This window comes from Lysinibacillus sp. RS11 (genome assembly GCF_042019215.1).
Taxonomy (GTDB): Bacteria; Bacillota; Bacilli; order Bacillales_A; family Planococcaceae; genus Lysinibacillus; species Lysinibacillus xylanilyticus_A.
The window spans coordinates 1,043,784-1,058,748 of sequence record NZ_CP168124.1 but is presented as its reverse complement, the minus strand read 5'-3'; the positions used below and the strand labels follow the sequence as shown (position 1 = coordinate 1,058,748).

Annotated in this window: 18 protein-coding genes; all 18 read right to left on the bottom strand. The window is 37.5% G+C overall.

What is annotated here, in order from left to right:
• Window positions 1-69: 69 nt before the first annotated feature.
• Window positions 70-594, bottom strand: a complete 525-nt coding sequence (locus AB9L17_RS05145) for a DivIVA domain-containing protein (RefSeq protein WP_223552560.1) — start codon at window positions 592-594, stop codon at window positions 70-72.
• Between the two features lie 95 nt (window positions 595-689).
• The gene (locus AB9L17_RS05140) at window positions 690-1,478 is read right to left on the bottom strand and encodes an RNA-binding protein (protein WP_223552558.1); all 789 of its coding nucleotides are present in this window, start codon (window positions 1,476-1,478) and stop codon (window positions 690-692) included.
• A gap of 123 nt (window positions 1,479-1,601) precedes the next feature.
• Complete coding sequence (locus AB9L17_RS05135) at window positions 1,602-2,114, bottom strand: hypothetical protein (RefSeq protein ID WP_375200160.1); 513 nt, start codon at window positions 2,112-2,114, stop codon at window positions 1,602-1,604.
• A 439-nt stretch (window positions 2,115-2,553) separates the two neighbouring features.
• Entirely contained in the window at window positions 2,554-2,835 is a 282-nt protein-coding gene (locus AB9L17_RS05130) for a YggT family protein (RefSeq protein ID WP_068983240.1), read from the bottom strand.
• Window positions 2,836-2,855: 20 nt separating this feature from the next.
• Entirely contained in the window at window positions 2,856-3,353 is a 498-nt protein-coding gene (locus tag AB9L17_RS05125; protein WP_068983241.1) for a cell division protein SepF, read from the bottom strand.
• Complete coding sequence (locus AB9L17_RS05120; RefSeq protein WP_068983502.1) at window positions 3,337-4,041, bottom strand: YggS family pyridoxal phosphate-dependent enzyme; 705 nt, start codon at window positions 4,039-4,041, stop codon at window positions 3,337-3,339. The genes AB9L17_RS05125 and AB9L17_RS05120 overlap by 17 nt, the downstream gene beginning before the upstream one ends.
• 151 nt (window positions 4,042-4,192) lie before the next feature.
• Window positions 4,193-4,429 (bottom strand): PRC-barrel domain-containing protein, encoded by a 237-nt coding sequence (locus AB9L17_RS05115; RefSeq protein WP_049668351.1) that lies wholly within the window; start codon window positions 4,427-4,429, stop codon window positions 4,193-4,195.
• A 335-nt stretch (window positions 4,430-4,764) separates the two neighbouring features.
• Complete coding sequence (locus AB9L17_RS05110) at window positions 4,765-4,995, bottom strand: hypothetical protein (RefSeq protein WP_375200159.1); 231 nt, start codon at window positions 4,993-4,995, stop codon at window positions 4,765-4,767.
• A gap of 544 nt (window positions 4,996-5,539) precedes the next feature.
• Window positions 5,540-6,313: an RNA polymerase sporulation sigma factor SigG gene (sigG, locus tag AB9L17_RS05105; RefSeq protein ID WP_049668350.1), complete on the bottom strand. Its 774-nt coding sequence runs from the start codon at window positions 6,311-6,313 to the stop codon at window positions 5,540-5,542.
• Between the two features lie 114 nt (window positions 6,314-6,427).
• Window positions 6,428-7,135, bottom strand: a complete 708-nt coding sequence (gene sigE, locus AB9L17_RS05100; RefSeq protein WP_053594633.1) for an RNA polymerase sporulation sigma factor SigE — start codon at window positions 7,133-7,135, stop codon at window positions 6,428-6,430.
• A 13-nt stretch (window positions 7,136-7,148) separates the two neighbouring features.
• Window positions 7,149-7,982 carry a sigma-E processing peptidase SpoIIGA gene (locus tag AB9L17_RS05095; RefSeq protein ID WP_068983242.1) on the bottom strand — a complete coding sequence of 278 codons (834 nt, stop codon included), beginning with the start codon at window positions 7,980-7,982 and terminating at the stop codon, window positions 7,149-7,151.
• 323 nt (window positions 7,983-8,305) lie between these two features.
• Window positions 8,306-9,460 carry a cell division protein FtsZ gene (ftsZ, locus tag AB9L17_RS05090; protein WP_068983243.1) on the bottom strand — a complete coding sequence of 385 codons (1,155 nt, stop codon included), beginning with the start codon at window positions 9,458-9,460 and terminating at the stop codon, window positions 8,306-8,308.
• A gap of 246 nt (window positions 9,461-9,706) precedes the next feature.
• Window positions 9,707-10,990, bottom strand: coding sequence for a cell division protein FtsA (ftsA, locus tag AB9L17_RS05085; protein ID WP_068983244.1), 1,284 nt, complete (start codon window positions 10,988-10,990; stop codon window positions 9,707-9,709).
• A gap of 98 nt (window positions 10,991-11,088) precedes the next feature.
• Window positions 11,089-11,457 (bottom strand): small basic family protein, encoded by a 369-nt coding sequence (locus AB9L17_RS05080; protein ID WP_068983245.1) that lies wholly within the window; start codon window positions 11,455-11,457, stop codon window positions 11,089-11,091.
• 3 nt (window positions 11,458-11,460) lie between these two features.
• Complete coding sequence (locus AB9L17_RS05075) at window positions 11,461-12,180, bottom strand: DUF881 domain-containing protein (RefSeq protein WP_068983246.1); 720 nt, start codon at window positions 12,178-12,180, stop codon at window positions 11,461-11,463.
• A 144-nt stretch (window positions 12,181-12,324) separates the two neighbouring features.
• Window positions 12,325-13,053: a DUF881 domain-containing protein gene (locus AB9L17_RS05070; protein WP_068983247.1), complete on the bottom strand. Its 729-nt coding sequence runs from the start codon at window positions 13,051-13,053 to the stop codon at window positions 12,325-12,327.
• A complete protein-coding gene (locus tag AB9L17_RS05065; RefSeq protein WP_223552784.1) occupies window positions 13,031-13,852 on the bottom strand; it encodes a cell division protein FtsQ/DivIB in 822 nt (273 codons plus the stop codon). Before AB9L17_RS05065 ends, AB9L17_RS05070 begins: the two co-directional genes overlap by 23 nt.
• 20 nt (window positions 13,853-13,872) lie before the next feature.
• A complete protein-coding gene (gene ftsW, locus AB9L17_RS05060; RefSeq protein WP_068983249.1) occupies window positions 13,873-14,952 on the bottom strand; it encodes a putative lipid II flippase FtsW in 1,080 nt (359 codons plus the stop codon).
• Window positions 14,953-14,965 lie beyond the last annotated feature (13 nt).

Genomic DNA, 14,965 nt, shown 5'->3' with positions numbered 1-14,965 from the left:
GTTCAAAATAATTACTATTACAATAGTATATGAAAATCAAACAACCACGTCAAGTTTCACTTATTGCATTTAAACTTGATCGGCATCCTGAGCTTCTTCAACAGATGCTTGAATTTCTGTAAGATCAATATCATATTGTAGCAAGTGATCCCAGTCATCTGCATTTAGTAAATCAAGCTGTGCTTCTACAAGCATTTTAAAACGATTACGGAATACTTTTGATTGTTTTTTTAGCTCATCAATTTCAATTGTCACTTTACGAGCTTTCGTTAAAGCCTCATTGATAATACGATCAGCATTTTTTTCTGCTTCCTTTACAATGAGTTTAGCTTCTTTTTGAGAATTTCTTCTTACTTCATCGGCTGCTTCTTGCGCGACTACAATTGATTTTTGTAATGTTTCCTCTAAAGTGTTAAAATGTCTCGCTTGTTCTAAGGACATTTCTAATTGTCTGTCTACTTCCTTTTTTTCACGTAGCAAAATTTCATAGTCTTTAATAATTTGATCTAAAAATTCATTTACTTCATCTTCAGCATAACCTCTGAACGATTTGGTAAACTCCTTATTATGTATATCAATAGGTGATAATGGCATACGATCCTTCTCTCCTTTACATGTACATTCGTATTTCCTATTATACAATTGTTCCAACAACTTAGCAGTAAAAATTAATGAAATTTACTTGGTTTTTAGCTTTTTTGAGTCAATCGACCGACTTGCAAACGAATTTTATCTTTTTTTGTACGGCCTTCTGTCATTATAATTTTTACTCGACCGCTTCCGCGTACAGATAAAATATCTCCTTCTTGTAATTCAAAAGCAACTGTATCCCGCTCAGTCCAATTAACACGTACCTTTTTTCCTGTAATTAATGCTTGTGCTTTTTGGCGGGAAATTTTTAAAACCGTTGAAATAATAACATCTAAACGCATGGAAGAAACAGTATGAGACTCTTCTAGCCACTCTTCCTCATTTTGTAGCAAAGGCTCCATCTCTTTAATCGATTCTACATGTACCTTTACTTTGCCGATGCCTGTTAAATGTAAACGTACATATTCTGCTACCTCATTCGCTACTACAAATTGTACTTGGTGTTCATTTACACGAATATCACCGAATTTGCTACGATTCAGTCCTAATGATAATAATGCCCCTAGAACATCTGGATGTCGTAGTTGTACAAATTTCACAGGATATTGAATTGAAAATACTGTAAGCTGAAAATCTTCCTCCACAGGCTCATAATAAGTAGGATAAATAAGCATACGTTGTCTTTCTGCTTCATCAAAGAGCCCAGCACTAACTGTTTTCAATGTGTCTTCTTGACCAATAATCGATGTAACAATAAAACGTTGTCGAGGATCTAAAAAATCAGTAAGCTTTGGAGCATATCGATCCTCCACCTCATGTTGCCAACTCACAACCTGTTCAATAAAAGGCTGTTCATCTTTCCTAAAATGCTGAATTAAATGCTCCATGTTTACTCCACCTCTATTATCTCTCTTTTACTAGTTTAATTTCATTGGTATTTTAAGGATCTATTTCAGATGTTGTTTAACCATTCTTATCTACACTAATTAATTAGTAGGCTCTGATTTCCGCTACGGGCTACTCGCTTTGTTGCTGTCGCTTCGCTTTCGCACAGATAAAACATTTGTTGCTGTCGCTTCGCTTTCGCACAGATAAAACATTTGTTGCTGTCGCTTCGCTTTCGCACAGATAAAACATTTGTTGCTGTCGCTTCGCTTTCGCACAGATAAAACATTTGTTGCTGTCGCTTCGCTTTCGCACAGATAAAACATTTGTTGCTGTCGCTTCGCTTTCGCACAGATAAAACATTTGTTGCTGTCGCTTCGCTTTCGCACAGATAAAACATTTGTTGCTGTCGCTTCGCTTTCGCACAGATAAAACATTTGTTGCTGTCGCTTCGCTTTCGCACAGATAAAACATTTGTTGCTGTCGCTTCGCTTTCGCACAGATAAAACATTTGTCGCTGACGCTTCGCTTTCGCGCAGAGCAAAGCTTCCTGCGGGCGAGCGTCGAGCCGCTTCCTCCACTAAAGGAACGAAGGCTAAGTGCGTCACGTCCTGTGACAATGCCTTCGTAACCAACATCGTGTTGGCCTCAGGGTCTCGTCTGTCTCGCTTTCCCGCGGGAGTCGAGTAGCCCTACGCTACAATCAGTTAGAATGGGCATATATTAGCAAAATATCAACCAAAAAATCCTTTTATCAGTCAATAAAAAAACTATATTTTCCTAATCAACACGCTTAGTTTTATATTTAAAAATAGGAGCAGCTACAACCTCCACTCCAATCAACCTATATACAAAGCATACGTATTAACAAATGTCATCCCAACAATACTTTTTAATCAAGAACAGATTTTAGTATTGATCCTTAATTTCAGTTGAATTTGCTTTAGATTGCCAAAACACCGTTCCCTACTCACGCTTATGAATTCTAGGGAATCATCACTAAGTTGTTAGCAATATTTTTGTTAAATATAGTATTCCCAATAAATAAAAAATCCCCACCGTTCGTGAGGATTTCTTTTAGAAGAACATTTCATATATTTTTTCAATAACAATAAAAAGTCCGTTTTGAATAAAATTAAGCATAAAAATTGCCACAATTGGCGAGATATCAATCATACCAATTGGAGGGATGAATTTCCTAAAAATCCCCAAGTAAGGCTCACATACTTTTTTAAGAAAACGACCAATTGCTGAATCTTGGGCAGCAGGTACCCAAGACAGTAAAACATATCCAACTAACATATAAGAATATATCCTAAATGCTAATGATGCATAACCTAGAATTACCCATAAAGTCATATAAACTACAATCCTCGCTATTAATTATCGTCTAAAATAAAATTCGAAATTTCGCCAGACACTTCTACATTATCAGGTGTACATAGGAAAATGTCTTTTCCAATCCTTTGAATATCACCGCCAAGTGCATAAACTGTGCCACTTAAAAAATCAATAATTCGTACACCTTGCTCTCGCTCAATACGTTGCAAATTGAGGATTGTTGCGCGTTTATTTTTTAAATGTTCAGCAATATCCTGTGCTTCTGCATAAACTCTAGGTTCAACTAATACAACTTTTGCACCTTTAGAATTCATAGCTGCCTGTAAACTTACAATGTTGTTTGTAGTATTTGTACTCTGCGGAAAAATTTCCTGAACAGGTGCCTTTCGCTCCTTAATAACTTTTTTTGGCTTCACTGATTGAATTTGTTGCTGTTGTTGTACGGGTTGTTGCTGTTGAACAGGAGCTTGCGTGATTTCTTCTTCTATTTCTTCCTCAAGATAAAAGAAATTTTTAATTTTATTTTTCATGCTCATCCTCTTCCCCTCTTTCATTTCCAACAAGAGCCGTTCCAACTCGAACAAATGTAGCCCCTTCCTCTACCGCCATTTCAAAGTCATTAGACATGCCCATTGATAACTCGGTACAAGGCGCGTGTACGAATCCTTGCTCGGCTATTTGCTGTTGACATTGTTTTAATTGCTTAAAAACAGAGCGAATAATTGTTTCCTCATCTGTATTTGGTGCCATTGTCATTAGACCAACAACTTGAATTTTTGTAAAACTCTTTAATGATTCAATAAAAGGCAGAATTTCCTCGATTGCTAAACCATGTTTTGACTCTTCGCCTGATACATTAACTTGTACAAAACATTTGACAGGTTTGTCTGCTCTTTTTTCAATTTCTTCTGCTAAACTCAAACGATCTAATGAATGCAAATAATCAATGCTGTTAATGACTTGTTTTACCTTACGTGTTTGTAAAGACCCAATATAATGCCAATGTACATCAGCTTGAATCGCCTCAATTTTACGATTTAAGCCTTCAGGACGGTTTTCTCCTAAATGAATCAGTCCTGCATCAATAGCTTCTTGTGTTCTTTCTACTGAAACCTCTTTTGTCACTGCAATAATTTGGACTTCGTTTTCTTCTCGATTAGCACGTTTTTTTGCTGCTTGTATAAGATCATTAATTTTATTCAAATTTGATATGATTTTTGTCACTGTTTTTCCCAACTTTACAACAATAGTTTCTTTTATTGTAACAAGCAATGCTTGAATTATCAATGAATAGCCTGACCTAAGTGAAATTACATTTAACCCATTTGCAGCTTAAAAACAGCTTTGGTTTTAATAATCGTAAAAACTGCGCACTTTAGGATAATGCTTTTACTAAAATGACATCCTTGCCAACCACAAGTACATCTTTCATATACACTTTCCTAACAGATTCTTCTCCACGAAAAAAACCCAGATATTTGCGAGGCTCTGCAATCATAAATGCCGTTACATAGCCTGTTTCTTTGGATACCTCTGCATCAACCACAAATCCTAAAAAGCGTCCATTGCCTGCTTCAATAACTTCTTTTTGCTGTAACATCGAGAAACGCATATTTTCCCTCCCTAACTAAATCAATTACTCTCAACATCGTTTTATCTCAATCAATTGTGCCTTGGCATAATTGCGTCTGGAATCGGCTTTGTGCTTGCACAAAGAACTCATTTCCGATTCCATGACATCCTGCCGGGGGCTTTAACTTCTTTCAGCGGGCGTTTGGACACCCGCTGAAAAATAGCTTACATTCGCATTAATCTACCACTTATAGAGATGGGAGACTTCTGCTGAAAGAAGTTAAACTATGTTCTCTCTTTATATTTATGTGTTCATTGTTGTTTAAATGAAAATGAAATGATCAAGTGAATGTTGTAAAAATGTCATAGTTAAATTTAATTTGGCTCTTTGGCAAAACGTGTGGTTGATTTCCGTTCCGACTGAGCGCTTTGTTGCTGACGCTTCGCTTTCGCACAGATAAAACATTTGCCGCTGACGCTTCGCTTTCGCGCATATAAAACATTTGCCGCTGACGCTTCGCTTTCGCGCAGAGCAGAGCTTCCTGGGGGCGTCCGATGAGCCGCTTTTGTTGTTGCTGACGCTTCGCTTTCGCACAGATAAAACATTTGCTGCCGCTACGTTAACACTACGCTTTCGCACAGAAAACATCCGCTTCGCTGCAGGGTCTCGAACCTACACGATGTAGGTTACGAAGGCGTTATCACAGGACGTGATGCTCTTAGCCTTCGTTCCTCTATCGCTAATCCCCAAGGAGTCGCTCAGTCTCCACTACAATCAACTAATTCATTTAGTATGTATCTTCTAGCACGTCACTCTCTAATTTATAGTGATAATATGCGAAAGCATAACATCATAATAAATATTTAAATTCGTAATCAAAGCCACAGCAGATATCAATAACATTCTCTATTCTGTTCGATTATAGTAAGTAGCCAGCGTTCATTGTTGAATACATAAATTAAAAGTACTACGCTATCATTGATTGGAGCGGAAGGCTACTCGACTCCCGTGTGAAAGCAAAGCGACAGCAACGTAGCGGAGGAAGCGGCTCGATGCTCGCCCACAGGAAAGCGGGTAGGCTGAAACGGAAATTACTTACATTTTGTTATAATTAAAATGCGCACCGAGGAATTCGGATGCGCATTGTTTTTACTTATAATCTTTCTGCATTGTTTCAATTGCATTTTTTTCTAGACGTGAAATTTGCGCTTGAGATATTCCCAATTCCTTTGCAATTTCAGTTTGTGTCTCACCGTAATAAAAACGCTTTGCAACAATCATTTGTTGACGATCATCTAACTTTTGTAAACTTTCCTTTACCGACACGTAGGCAACCCATTGATCTTCTGATACATCATCATCACGTAATTGGTCCATCATATAAACAGCGTCTCCACCGTCAGAATAAATGGGCTCTTGTAATGAAACTGGATCTTGAATGGCATCTAAAGCAAATAATACATCTTCCTTTTTCATGTCAATCATTTCAGCAATTTCTTCAATTGTTGGTTCTCTTAAATTATCGGTTATCCATTGCTCTTTTGCCTGCATCGCCTTATACGCAATATCTCTAAGAGAACGAGAAACACGTAATGCATGATGATCACGCAGATGGCGACGAATTTCACCAATGATCATTGGTACAGCATATGTTGAAAATCGCACATTATGCTTCAAATCAAAATGATCAATGGCTTTCATGAGGCCAATACAGCCTACCTGAAATAAATCATCTGCCTGTTCACCCCTGTAGGCAAATCTACCGACAATACTAAGCACTAACCTTAAATTGCACATTACAAGCTCTTCTCTAATCTCTGTTTCTCCAGCTTGTAAACGGATGAATAATTCCTTCATTTCCTCGTGCTTTAAAATTGGCAAAGTCGATGTATCTAAGCCGCAAAGATCTACTTTAGTTCGCATATTCGATTCCTCCGGATGTTATTCTCTGACTAAACCGTGACATCAGTTTGTCCGAGAGAAACGAGAATATGCACAAAAGCTAAGACCAATTTTAGGTAGGTTAAATTTCCCTACTTAAGATATCGGTTGATTCAAGTTTTCACGTAAATCTTGAATAATTTTCTTCTCTAATCGGGAAATATATGATTGCGAAATACCTAAATGATCAGCTACTTCTTTCTGAGTCATTTCAATTTTTCCATTTAGTCCGAAACGACATTCCATAATATATCTTTCACGCGCCCCTAGTAAATTAATGGCATGAAACATATGTTGACGTTCAATTTTTTTCTCTACATTATCTAAAATAATATGTTCTTCTGTTCCTAAAATATCAGACAATAACAATTCATTTCCATCAGCATCGGAGTTTAATGGTTCATCTAATGAAACTTCACCCTTCATGCGACTTGTTTTACGTAGATGCATCAAAATTTCATTTTCAATACAACGTGATGCATATGTGGCAAGCTTAATATTTTTATCTGTATTGAACGTTTCAATCGCCTTAATTAAACCGATCGAACCAATACTTATTAAATCCTCAATCGGCGTACCTGTATTATCAAAACGTCTAGCAATATAAACAACAAGACGCAAATTACGTTCAATTAGTGTATCTCTAGCTCGTAAATCACCATTCATAAAGGATGCAATGACTGTAACTTCTTCTTCTCGACTTAGTGGCACTGGCAATGAATCATTTCCCCCTATATAGTACGTTTCACGACTTCGAAACTTACTCCATAATTTTTTCAAGCTAGCAAGTAGCCTAAGAAGCAATAGTTCTCCCCCTCTATGAGTTATTTGAAAGCGCTGAAAAATGTAAAATTGCTGCTGTGCTATGCGGAAAATTTTTAGCTTTTTTTGTTAATACGATATATTCATTCGTTTTCACTTGTGAGTGCTCCCCCTTTATATGCCACTCCTCAAAGCGGAAACCTAGTACAACTGACTGCTGTTGCACTGTATTAACATGAATAAATCGAATATAACGCTGATAATCTTCTGAAAACATGGATACATTATACGGATCAGTTTCTTGCCATTCCAATAATGATTTGCAAAATGCTGCAGGTAAATGTGGTTTTAAAGCGGCATAAGAGACAAAGTGAACAGGTTTCCCTGATAATGGCTCGATAGCTTGATTACCTGTATCTAGGAATGCAGAAAGCGGTATCTTTACATTAAAAATTTTTAACGTCGTATCAAACACAAACTGACCACTTAACCGCTCTAGCTTTACAAATCCCCATTGCTTATAAAAAGCAATAAGATTACTAACAGCTAATAGTAGGCAAATAATTATAAAATGGACGGCAGAAAGACTTTTTAAATATGGTTGTAACGCCGTTAACAATCCACCGATAACGATTGTTGCTGTCAAAACAATTGGTCCTTGCTTTTGAAAGCTTCGAATCTTGAAACGAAAAGCTATCCCAATTAGTATGAAAAAGCTCAGCAGCGTTGTTAACAGCATTTGACCACCTATTACAGCTACAAAACTACTACAAATAGAACTCATTAATAATCTCGTATTCTTTACAAAAACCCCTGTTACCTTTGCCGTAAACTTGAGTATCGCTAGGTTAAAAAGCGTATTAATGAGCACCAGCCATTCTCCATACATAACAGCCGCCTCCTATATACAAAGTTAGCATGTTACACTCACAAATATTGTCAAACAATCGCATCATTTCCTTAAAATGTTTTGACAAAATACATCCTTTCCTTACACAATCTGAACAATCAATTAATTTCTCATAATTATTAGCGCTGTCGCCTGTTTACGTTTCTCTAGGCAAACGACCAATCAACATTGGTACTTCAATTTTACTTTCGCCACAATAACATTTGCCGAATAAGATAAAATTTTTACTTTGGAAATATAAAAAACTCGTATTTTACATATGTAAAATACGAGTTTTTTAGAAGTCAGATGCTTTCAATTTATCAGCGATTTCTACGATTACGTAAAAATGCTGGTACCTCAAGCATGTCATCCTGCGCATAATTTTGTTGATTTTGACGTGGTTGCTCTTGCTGTACATGTACATCTTGTCGTGGTTCACGCACCGGAGCTTGCTGTTGCTGTACAGCTTGTCTATTTGTATTGATCGTCGGACGTGTAGTATTACGTTGTTGCTGTAAAGCTTCCTCCGAGAAACCTGTCGCAATAACTGTGACAATAATTTCATCTTTTAGATTTTCGTTAATAACAGAACCGAAAATCATATTTACTTCTTCATCTGATGCTGAAGCTACGATGTCTGCGGCTTCTTGTACTTCAAATAAGCTAAGATTCGAGCCACCTGTAATATTCATAAGAACACCTTTAGCGCCATCAATTGAGGATTCAAGTAAAGGACTTGAAATAGCTTTCTTAGCTGCTTCAGCAGCACGGTTTTCACCTGTAGCAATACCAATCCCCATTAACGCTGAACCTTTGTTAGACATAATTGTTTTAACGTCTGCAAAGTCTAAGTTAATAAGACCTGGTGTTGCAATTAAATCTGAAATACCTTGTACACCTTGACGTAAAACATTATCTGCCTCACGGAATGCCTCTAGCATTGGCGTTGATTTATCAACGATCTGTAATAGCTTGTCGTTCGGAATGACGATTAGCGTATCAACAGACTCTTTCATGCCACCAATACCACCGATAGCTTGTGTTTGTCGTTTGCGACCTTCAAACGTAAATGGACGCGTTACAACACCGACTGTAAGAGCTCCTAAATCACGAGCAATTTGTGCAATTACTGGCGCGGCCCCAGTACCAGTTCCTCCGCCCATTCCAGCTGTAACGAATACCATGTCTGCACCACGTAGAACCTCTTCTAATTGTTCACGGCTCTCTTCTGCAGCTTTTTTCCCTACCTCTGGATTTGCACCTGCACCTAACCCACGTGTTAATTTTGTACCAATTTGTAGCTTTATTTCTGCTTTCGATAAATTTAGCGCTTGTGCATCTGTGTTAACTGCGATAAAGTCAACACCTTGTACACCATGTTCTATCATTCTATTGACAGCGTTGTTACCGCCGCCACCAACACCAATGACTTTTATTACTGCAAGTTGATCAACACTTGTATCAAATTCTAACATTTCTTTTTCCTCCCACGGTAACTCGACTCTGTATCATTCATTACGCATTCTAGATCAATTATGCCTCGGTATAATTGCGTCCGGAATCGGCTTTGTGCTGGCACAAAGAACTCCTTTCCGATTCCGTGACATCCGCCGGAGGCATTAACTTCTTTCAGCAGGTGTTTGGACATCTGCTGAAAAGTAGCTTAAATCCGCATTCACCTCTCACTACCAATAAAGGCGGGAGACTTCAGCTGAAAGAAGTTAATCAAAAAACTTATCAAATAATTTTTTTGCTCTCCCAATTACGCTCCCTTTTGATTCTGAAGGTGTAGCATATTCTTGCTTTTTATGTGTGGCTGCTGAAGATCCGACAACTGCATATTCAATAGGCTGCGTATTAGTACTTTTCCCATAAAAATCATCTTCTAAATAGGCGTAACGAATAAGTCCAACCGCTGTCGTAAATGAAGGCTCTCTAACGCCAATATAATCGGGTGTATAAATTCTAACACGGGTTTGCAGAATCTGACGTGCCAATTGAGCAATACCCTCAAGTTTTGCAACGCCACCAGTTAAAACAACACCGCCTGGTAAATCTCGAACACCTAGACGTGCTAACTCGTCAATCACTAACTCAAATAGTTCTTCCAAGCGAGCGCCTATAATTTCAGATATATAGCGCTGGCTGTACTGATCTGTTGAATCTGTCCCGACAACCGGTACTTCAAAGAGTTCATCATCTGATGCATCATCATAAAAGGCATGTCCAAATTGATGTTTTATTTGTTCTGCCTGTTCTGTTGGTGTTTTTAAGACGATCGAAATATCTTTCGTGATGTGATCGCCACCAATAGGAATAACACCCGTATGTGTCAACAGTCCCTCTTCGAATACTGCGATAGTAGTTGAACCGCCGCCTAAATCAACGAAAGCCGTACCTTGGTTTTTTTCATCCTCTGTTAATGCAAAAAAGCCTGCTGCTAATGGTTGCAAATATATTTCTCGAATACTTAAACCTGCACGTTCTACACAACGTAGAACATTGTGTAAAAGTGTCTTAGAGGTTGTAATCATTGTGGCATCCATTTCTAAACGGATACCAATCATACCTCGTGGATCTTTAATCTCATCTAAGTTATCGACAATAAATTGTCTTGGAATGATGTTAACTAATTCACGTTCAGGAGGTATTGACATGACTTGTGCAGATTCTACCACTCTATCTAAGTCATCATCTGTAATTTCTCTGTTTTCACTATTTACAGCGACAACACCTTTAACTAGCTGTAACATCGTTTGGTTTGCAGGAACACCTAAAACGACTTCATTAATTTGATATCCTGTCATTCGTTCAGCTTGTTCTATTGCTTTTCGAATCGATTGAACTGTTGCATCAATATCAACAATTGCACCTTTTCTTACTCCATTCGATTTTACATTTCCGACGCCAATTACATGTAATTGACCGTCACCCATTTCACCTATTAATACCTTGATAGAGGATGATCCTATATCAAGAGAAATATATAAATCTTGCTGATTCAATTAGCTGCACCTCCTTGAAAAATGCTCTTATCCTCATTCTATTGTAAATTCAGCATAATGTCTAAGCAAATCGAGCATTTTGCACAATTTTTCTCTAATTATATGGTATTTTTCCTTTTCTCGTGACGTTTTTCGTCTATCTTAGTTAGTAAAATTCGCCTAATTATTGCTATATTCTGGAACAAACGTACTCCAAAAGCGAAAATAGCTGCTAAATACAAGTCTACCCCTAAATACACACCTAAAAAGGCTAATCCTGCTGCAAGAATTATATTAAAAAAGAATCCAGATACAAATACTTTATCATCATATACTTGCTGTAGTTGAGCACGAATACCGCCAAATAATGTATCCAGGGCTGCTAAAACAGCTATCGACAGATAATTTTCATATATAGAGGGTATTTGAATATTTGTTAACAAGCCAAGGGCAAGTCCAAATATCAGACCTAAAAATGGTAGCCACATATATTATTCTCCTTTTTCCACCTCTGTTAAATAATCATTTGTCAATGGCTGATCAAATGCCGGGATTGTTAAATGCTCTGTCGGTTCCTCTATTATTAAATTAAAATTATCTAAATAAAAGGAATCGATAAATGTAGAGGCCTGTAACGAATTGTACATTTTTTGAGCTTCTTTAAAGGAGCTTGTCCCAATATAAATTTCAAAAGGTGGTGAGGACAGTGGTATACTGTTCACTGTAGTCTTTCCATTTATGTCTCGAATGGCTGTCGTATGGACAACACGATTTCCATCTATCGAAACACTCGCTGCATTGTTTTTAAACAGCGCATTCAATAATTGGGTTAGTAAATCCGGTGAAATTTCTTTGATTTCATAGCCCATTTCTATTAATTCTGGCGCTGGTTCAACACGAAGTACAACACCTGGCCCTTTAACTTCTGTTAGCCCAGCTTGTAGCTTTAAACGATTCAATGTTTCATATAATGCTGACTGTAAATTTGCTTTCTCAGATTGCTCATAGCGACCCACTACTTCATTTAGTGAGCGAATTTCTGCTAATAATGTGGAATGCCTTTGCTTTTCTTCTGCTAATTCCTCTCTTATGGCCCAAATATCTCGTGTATCTCGCTCAGCTGGTTGCTTTATGGTATTGTATTGTACCGCTATCATCAAACCGATAATAAATAGCACGATCGTTATTCGGGTGTACATATTTTTTTTCAAAATAGCCCCTCCTAGACGTATCGTAACCCCCCACAGATTTACGCCTTGCCTTATATCTTGAATTATGCAAATGCATATTACAATCTATAACTTATCTGGAGGCTATAACCAAGGTTTAGTTTGTAAATATTAACTGGAAATCATTTAACTTTCTACTATTACTTTTGGCATTATAAGCTTTTGTTCTTCTTCTAATGACACAACAATATTGTCATTTACTAGTTGATCCACAATGCCACCATTTAAATTTAAGGAAGCCATCAATGTTGCTGAATCCCCTACAGCCTCAATAACAAATGGAGCTGGATGCTGCTTGCCGTCTATAGTAATGACTGGTCCATTACAACGAATATAAGAATTCGCCATAACGCGTTGTCCATTAATAGCAATTGCTTGAGCACCAGAAATTTTAAGTTCATTGAGTAATTTAAATACATGGCTTTCATGCACAATATAATCATTAGGATTAGCAGATTTCGGGTCGTAATCACCGTCTTGAAGGGTAATACGTATCCCTTTTCCCTCTGCGTTTAAATCGCCTAGCAACAAGCGTAAATCCTCTGCTTCTTCAACCAGCTTTGTATAATCCTTTTTACTAGCAACAAATGACTTTTCATACTTGCGAATTTTTTCTTGTAAAGAAGTCAACTCTTCTGACAATTCTTTATTGCGCTCTTGCTGTGCAATTAACTCCTCACGATATGACTCTTCTTGCTCAAAAAGCTCTGCATCACTAGCACCTGCATGTCGATTATCTTTTGCCTGATTGTACGAATAGCCAACGATAAACCCCATAGTCACACAAACAATAAGCAACTCAAATTGTTTTCTTGAAAAGAAATTTCCTTTGCTACTCTTTTTCTTGTTGTTCATCTTTTTTCACTTCCTGGTTGGCCGCATCTCCTTCTAAGTCAATGCTTTCTTGGTTGTACTCATCATTGAAAGATTTATAATACGAGCCGACCTCTAAATCGATAACACCCTTTTCTAAATTCGGGATTTGTGCCACGAGCGATGGATAATGATTTAGCTTTTCTGCCAACGTTTGAATAACAGCACGTACCTCATAGCCATCGTTCATATACAGCGTAACTGCATTAGGATTTGACTCATTACTGTTAATATTGACTTGAGAAATTAATGCTAATACTTCTGGCTTTAATTGTGCTAATTGCTTAACAAGCTTCTTAATAGTCTTTTCGCCAGTTATGCCGATAAATACAGGTGCGTCGATCGGAATGTCATCTCCAGCTTGTTCAAAACGCTCGCCATTTTCAAGTAATGGATAATAAGTACCGTCACCGGCTAAGTATGCAACTTTTTTCCATTCTTTAATTTCAATAGTCACGCCTTGAAGCCAATCCCGTTTAACATGTGCATCTTTCACCCATTTATCCTTTAGTAATGATTTCTCTACATCTTCTACTTTAAATCCCCACATCGACTTTCCAGGTGCAAGCGTACTGGCTTGTACGTAGTATTGTGCATCTGCTAACTGAGCGCCGTTGACTGTTATTTTGTTGATTTTACTGTAAGGAGATTGAAAATAAAGGAGTACTGCTAACACGATAAAGAAAAGTAATATTAGCACTATAAATTTCCGATTTGTACGCTTTTTTCGTCGCTTTTTTAGCGTAGGTATGCGATCTTCTATATCAATTACTTTCTCCAAAAAGTACTCCTCCTTTATATTTATTTCGCTAATTGATAAATAATACCTATTATTAACCACATTGTTACTAAAGATGTTCCTCCGTAGCTAATAAACGGTAATGTAACACCTGTTACAGGAACTAAACCAATCACTACTGCTATATTTAGAAATGCTTGTACGGTCAGCATTGTGACAAGTCCTATTATCGCGTAATAAGATGTTCTTGTTTTAGCCTGTACTGCGAATTTATAGCCTGTATAAACGATCAGTACAAAAAGCGCTAAAATAACTAGCCCACCTAGCAATCCTACCTCTTCTAGAATAATTGCGTAAATAAAGTCATTTTGTGGTTCAGGTAAATATAAAAACTTTTGCCTACTTTGTCCAAAACCATGTCCAAAAATCCCTGCAGGACCTATAGCCATTAACGATTGTACAGCCTGAAAGCCACTTCCTAGGGGGTCGACCCATGGATCAATGAAGGCTTCAATTCTCTTTAGTCGGTATGGCGCTGTGACAATTAAGCCCACTAACCCAGCAATTCCAGCAACCATAAACATCGCATAAAGCTTTAAAGGATAGCCCGCCACAAAAAACAATAAAAACACAGAAACAACTAGAATAAATACTGAACCAAAATCGGGCTGCAACATAATAAGTACAACAGGTAATAATAAGATCAAGCCATGACGCCAATTAATAATCGGCGTACCCGTTTTATGTTGCGCTAAAATATGACTCAAGTACACAATGACTGTAATTTTCGTTAGCTCTGCTGGCTGGATTGTTAACGGTCCTACTCCAATCCAGCTTTGAGAACCATTTCGCACAAGTCCAATTCCTGGTATAAGTACAAGGACCAGTAAAATTAACGAAAATATATAGGCCATTTTCCAAAAGGACTGCTCTCTCAAAATATTTAATCGGATGGTGATTAAAAACACTACAATGGCAACGGCAAAGTACAGACTTTGCTTCATATAAAACGGCATTTTTCCACTATAATGAATGGCACTCCAATAGGTACCTGCAGAATAGACGAAAATAATGCCGATTATTGAAAGCAGCAATGTTGTGACGAGCAATAAATAGCTTTCTTTCCCTCTCAGTAATGCCATCCTTCCAAGTCAA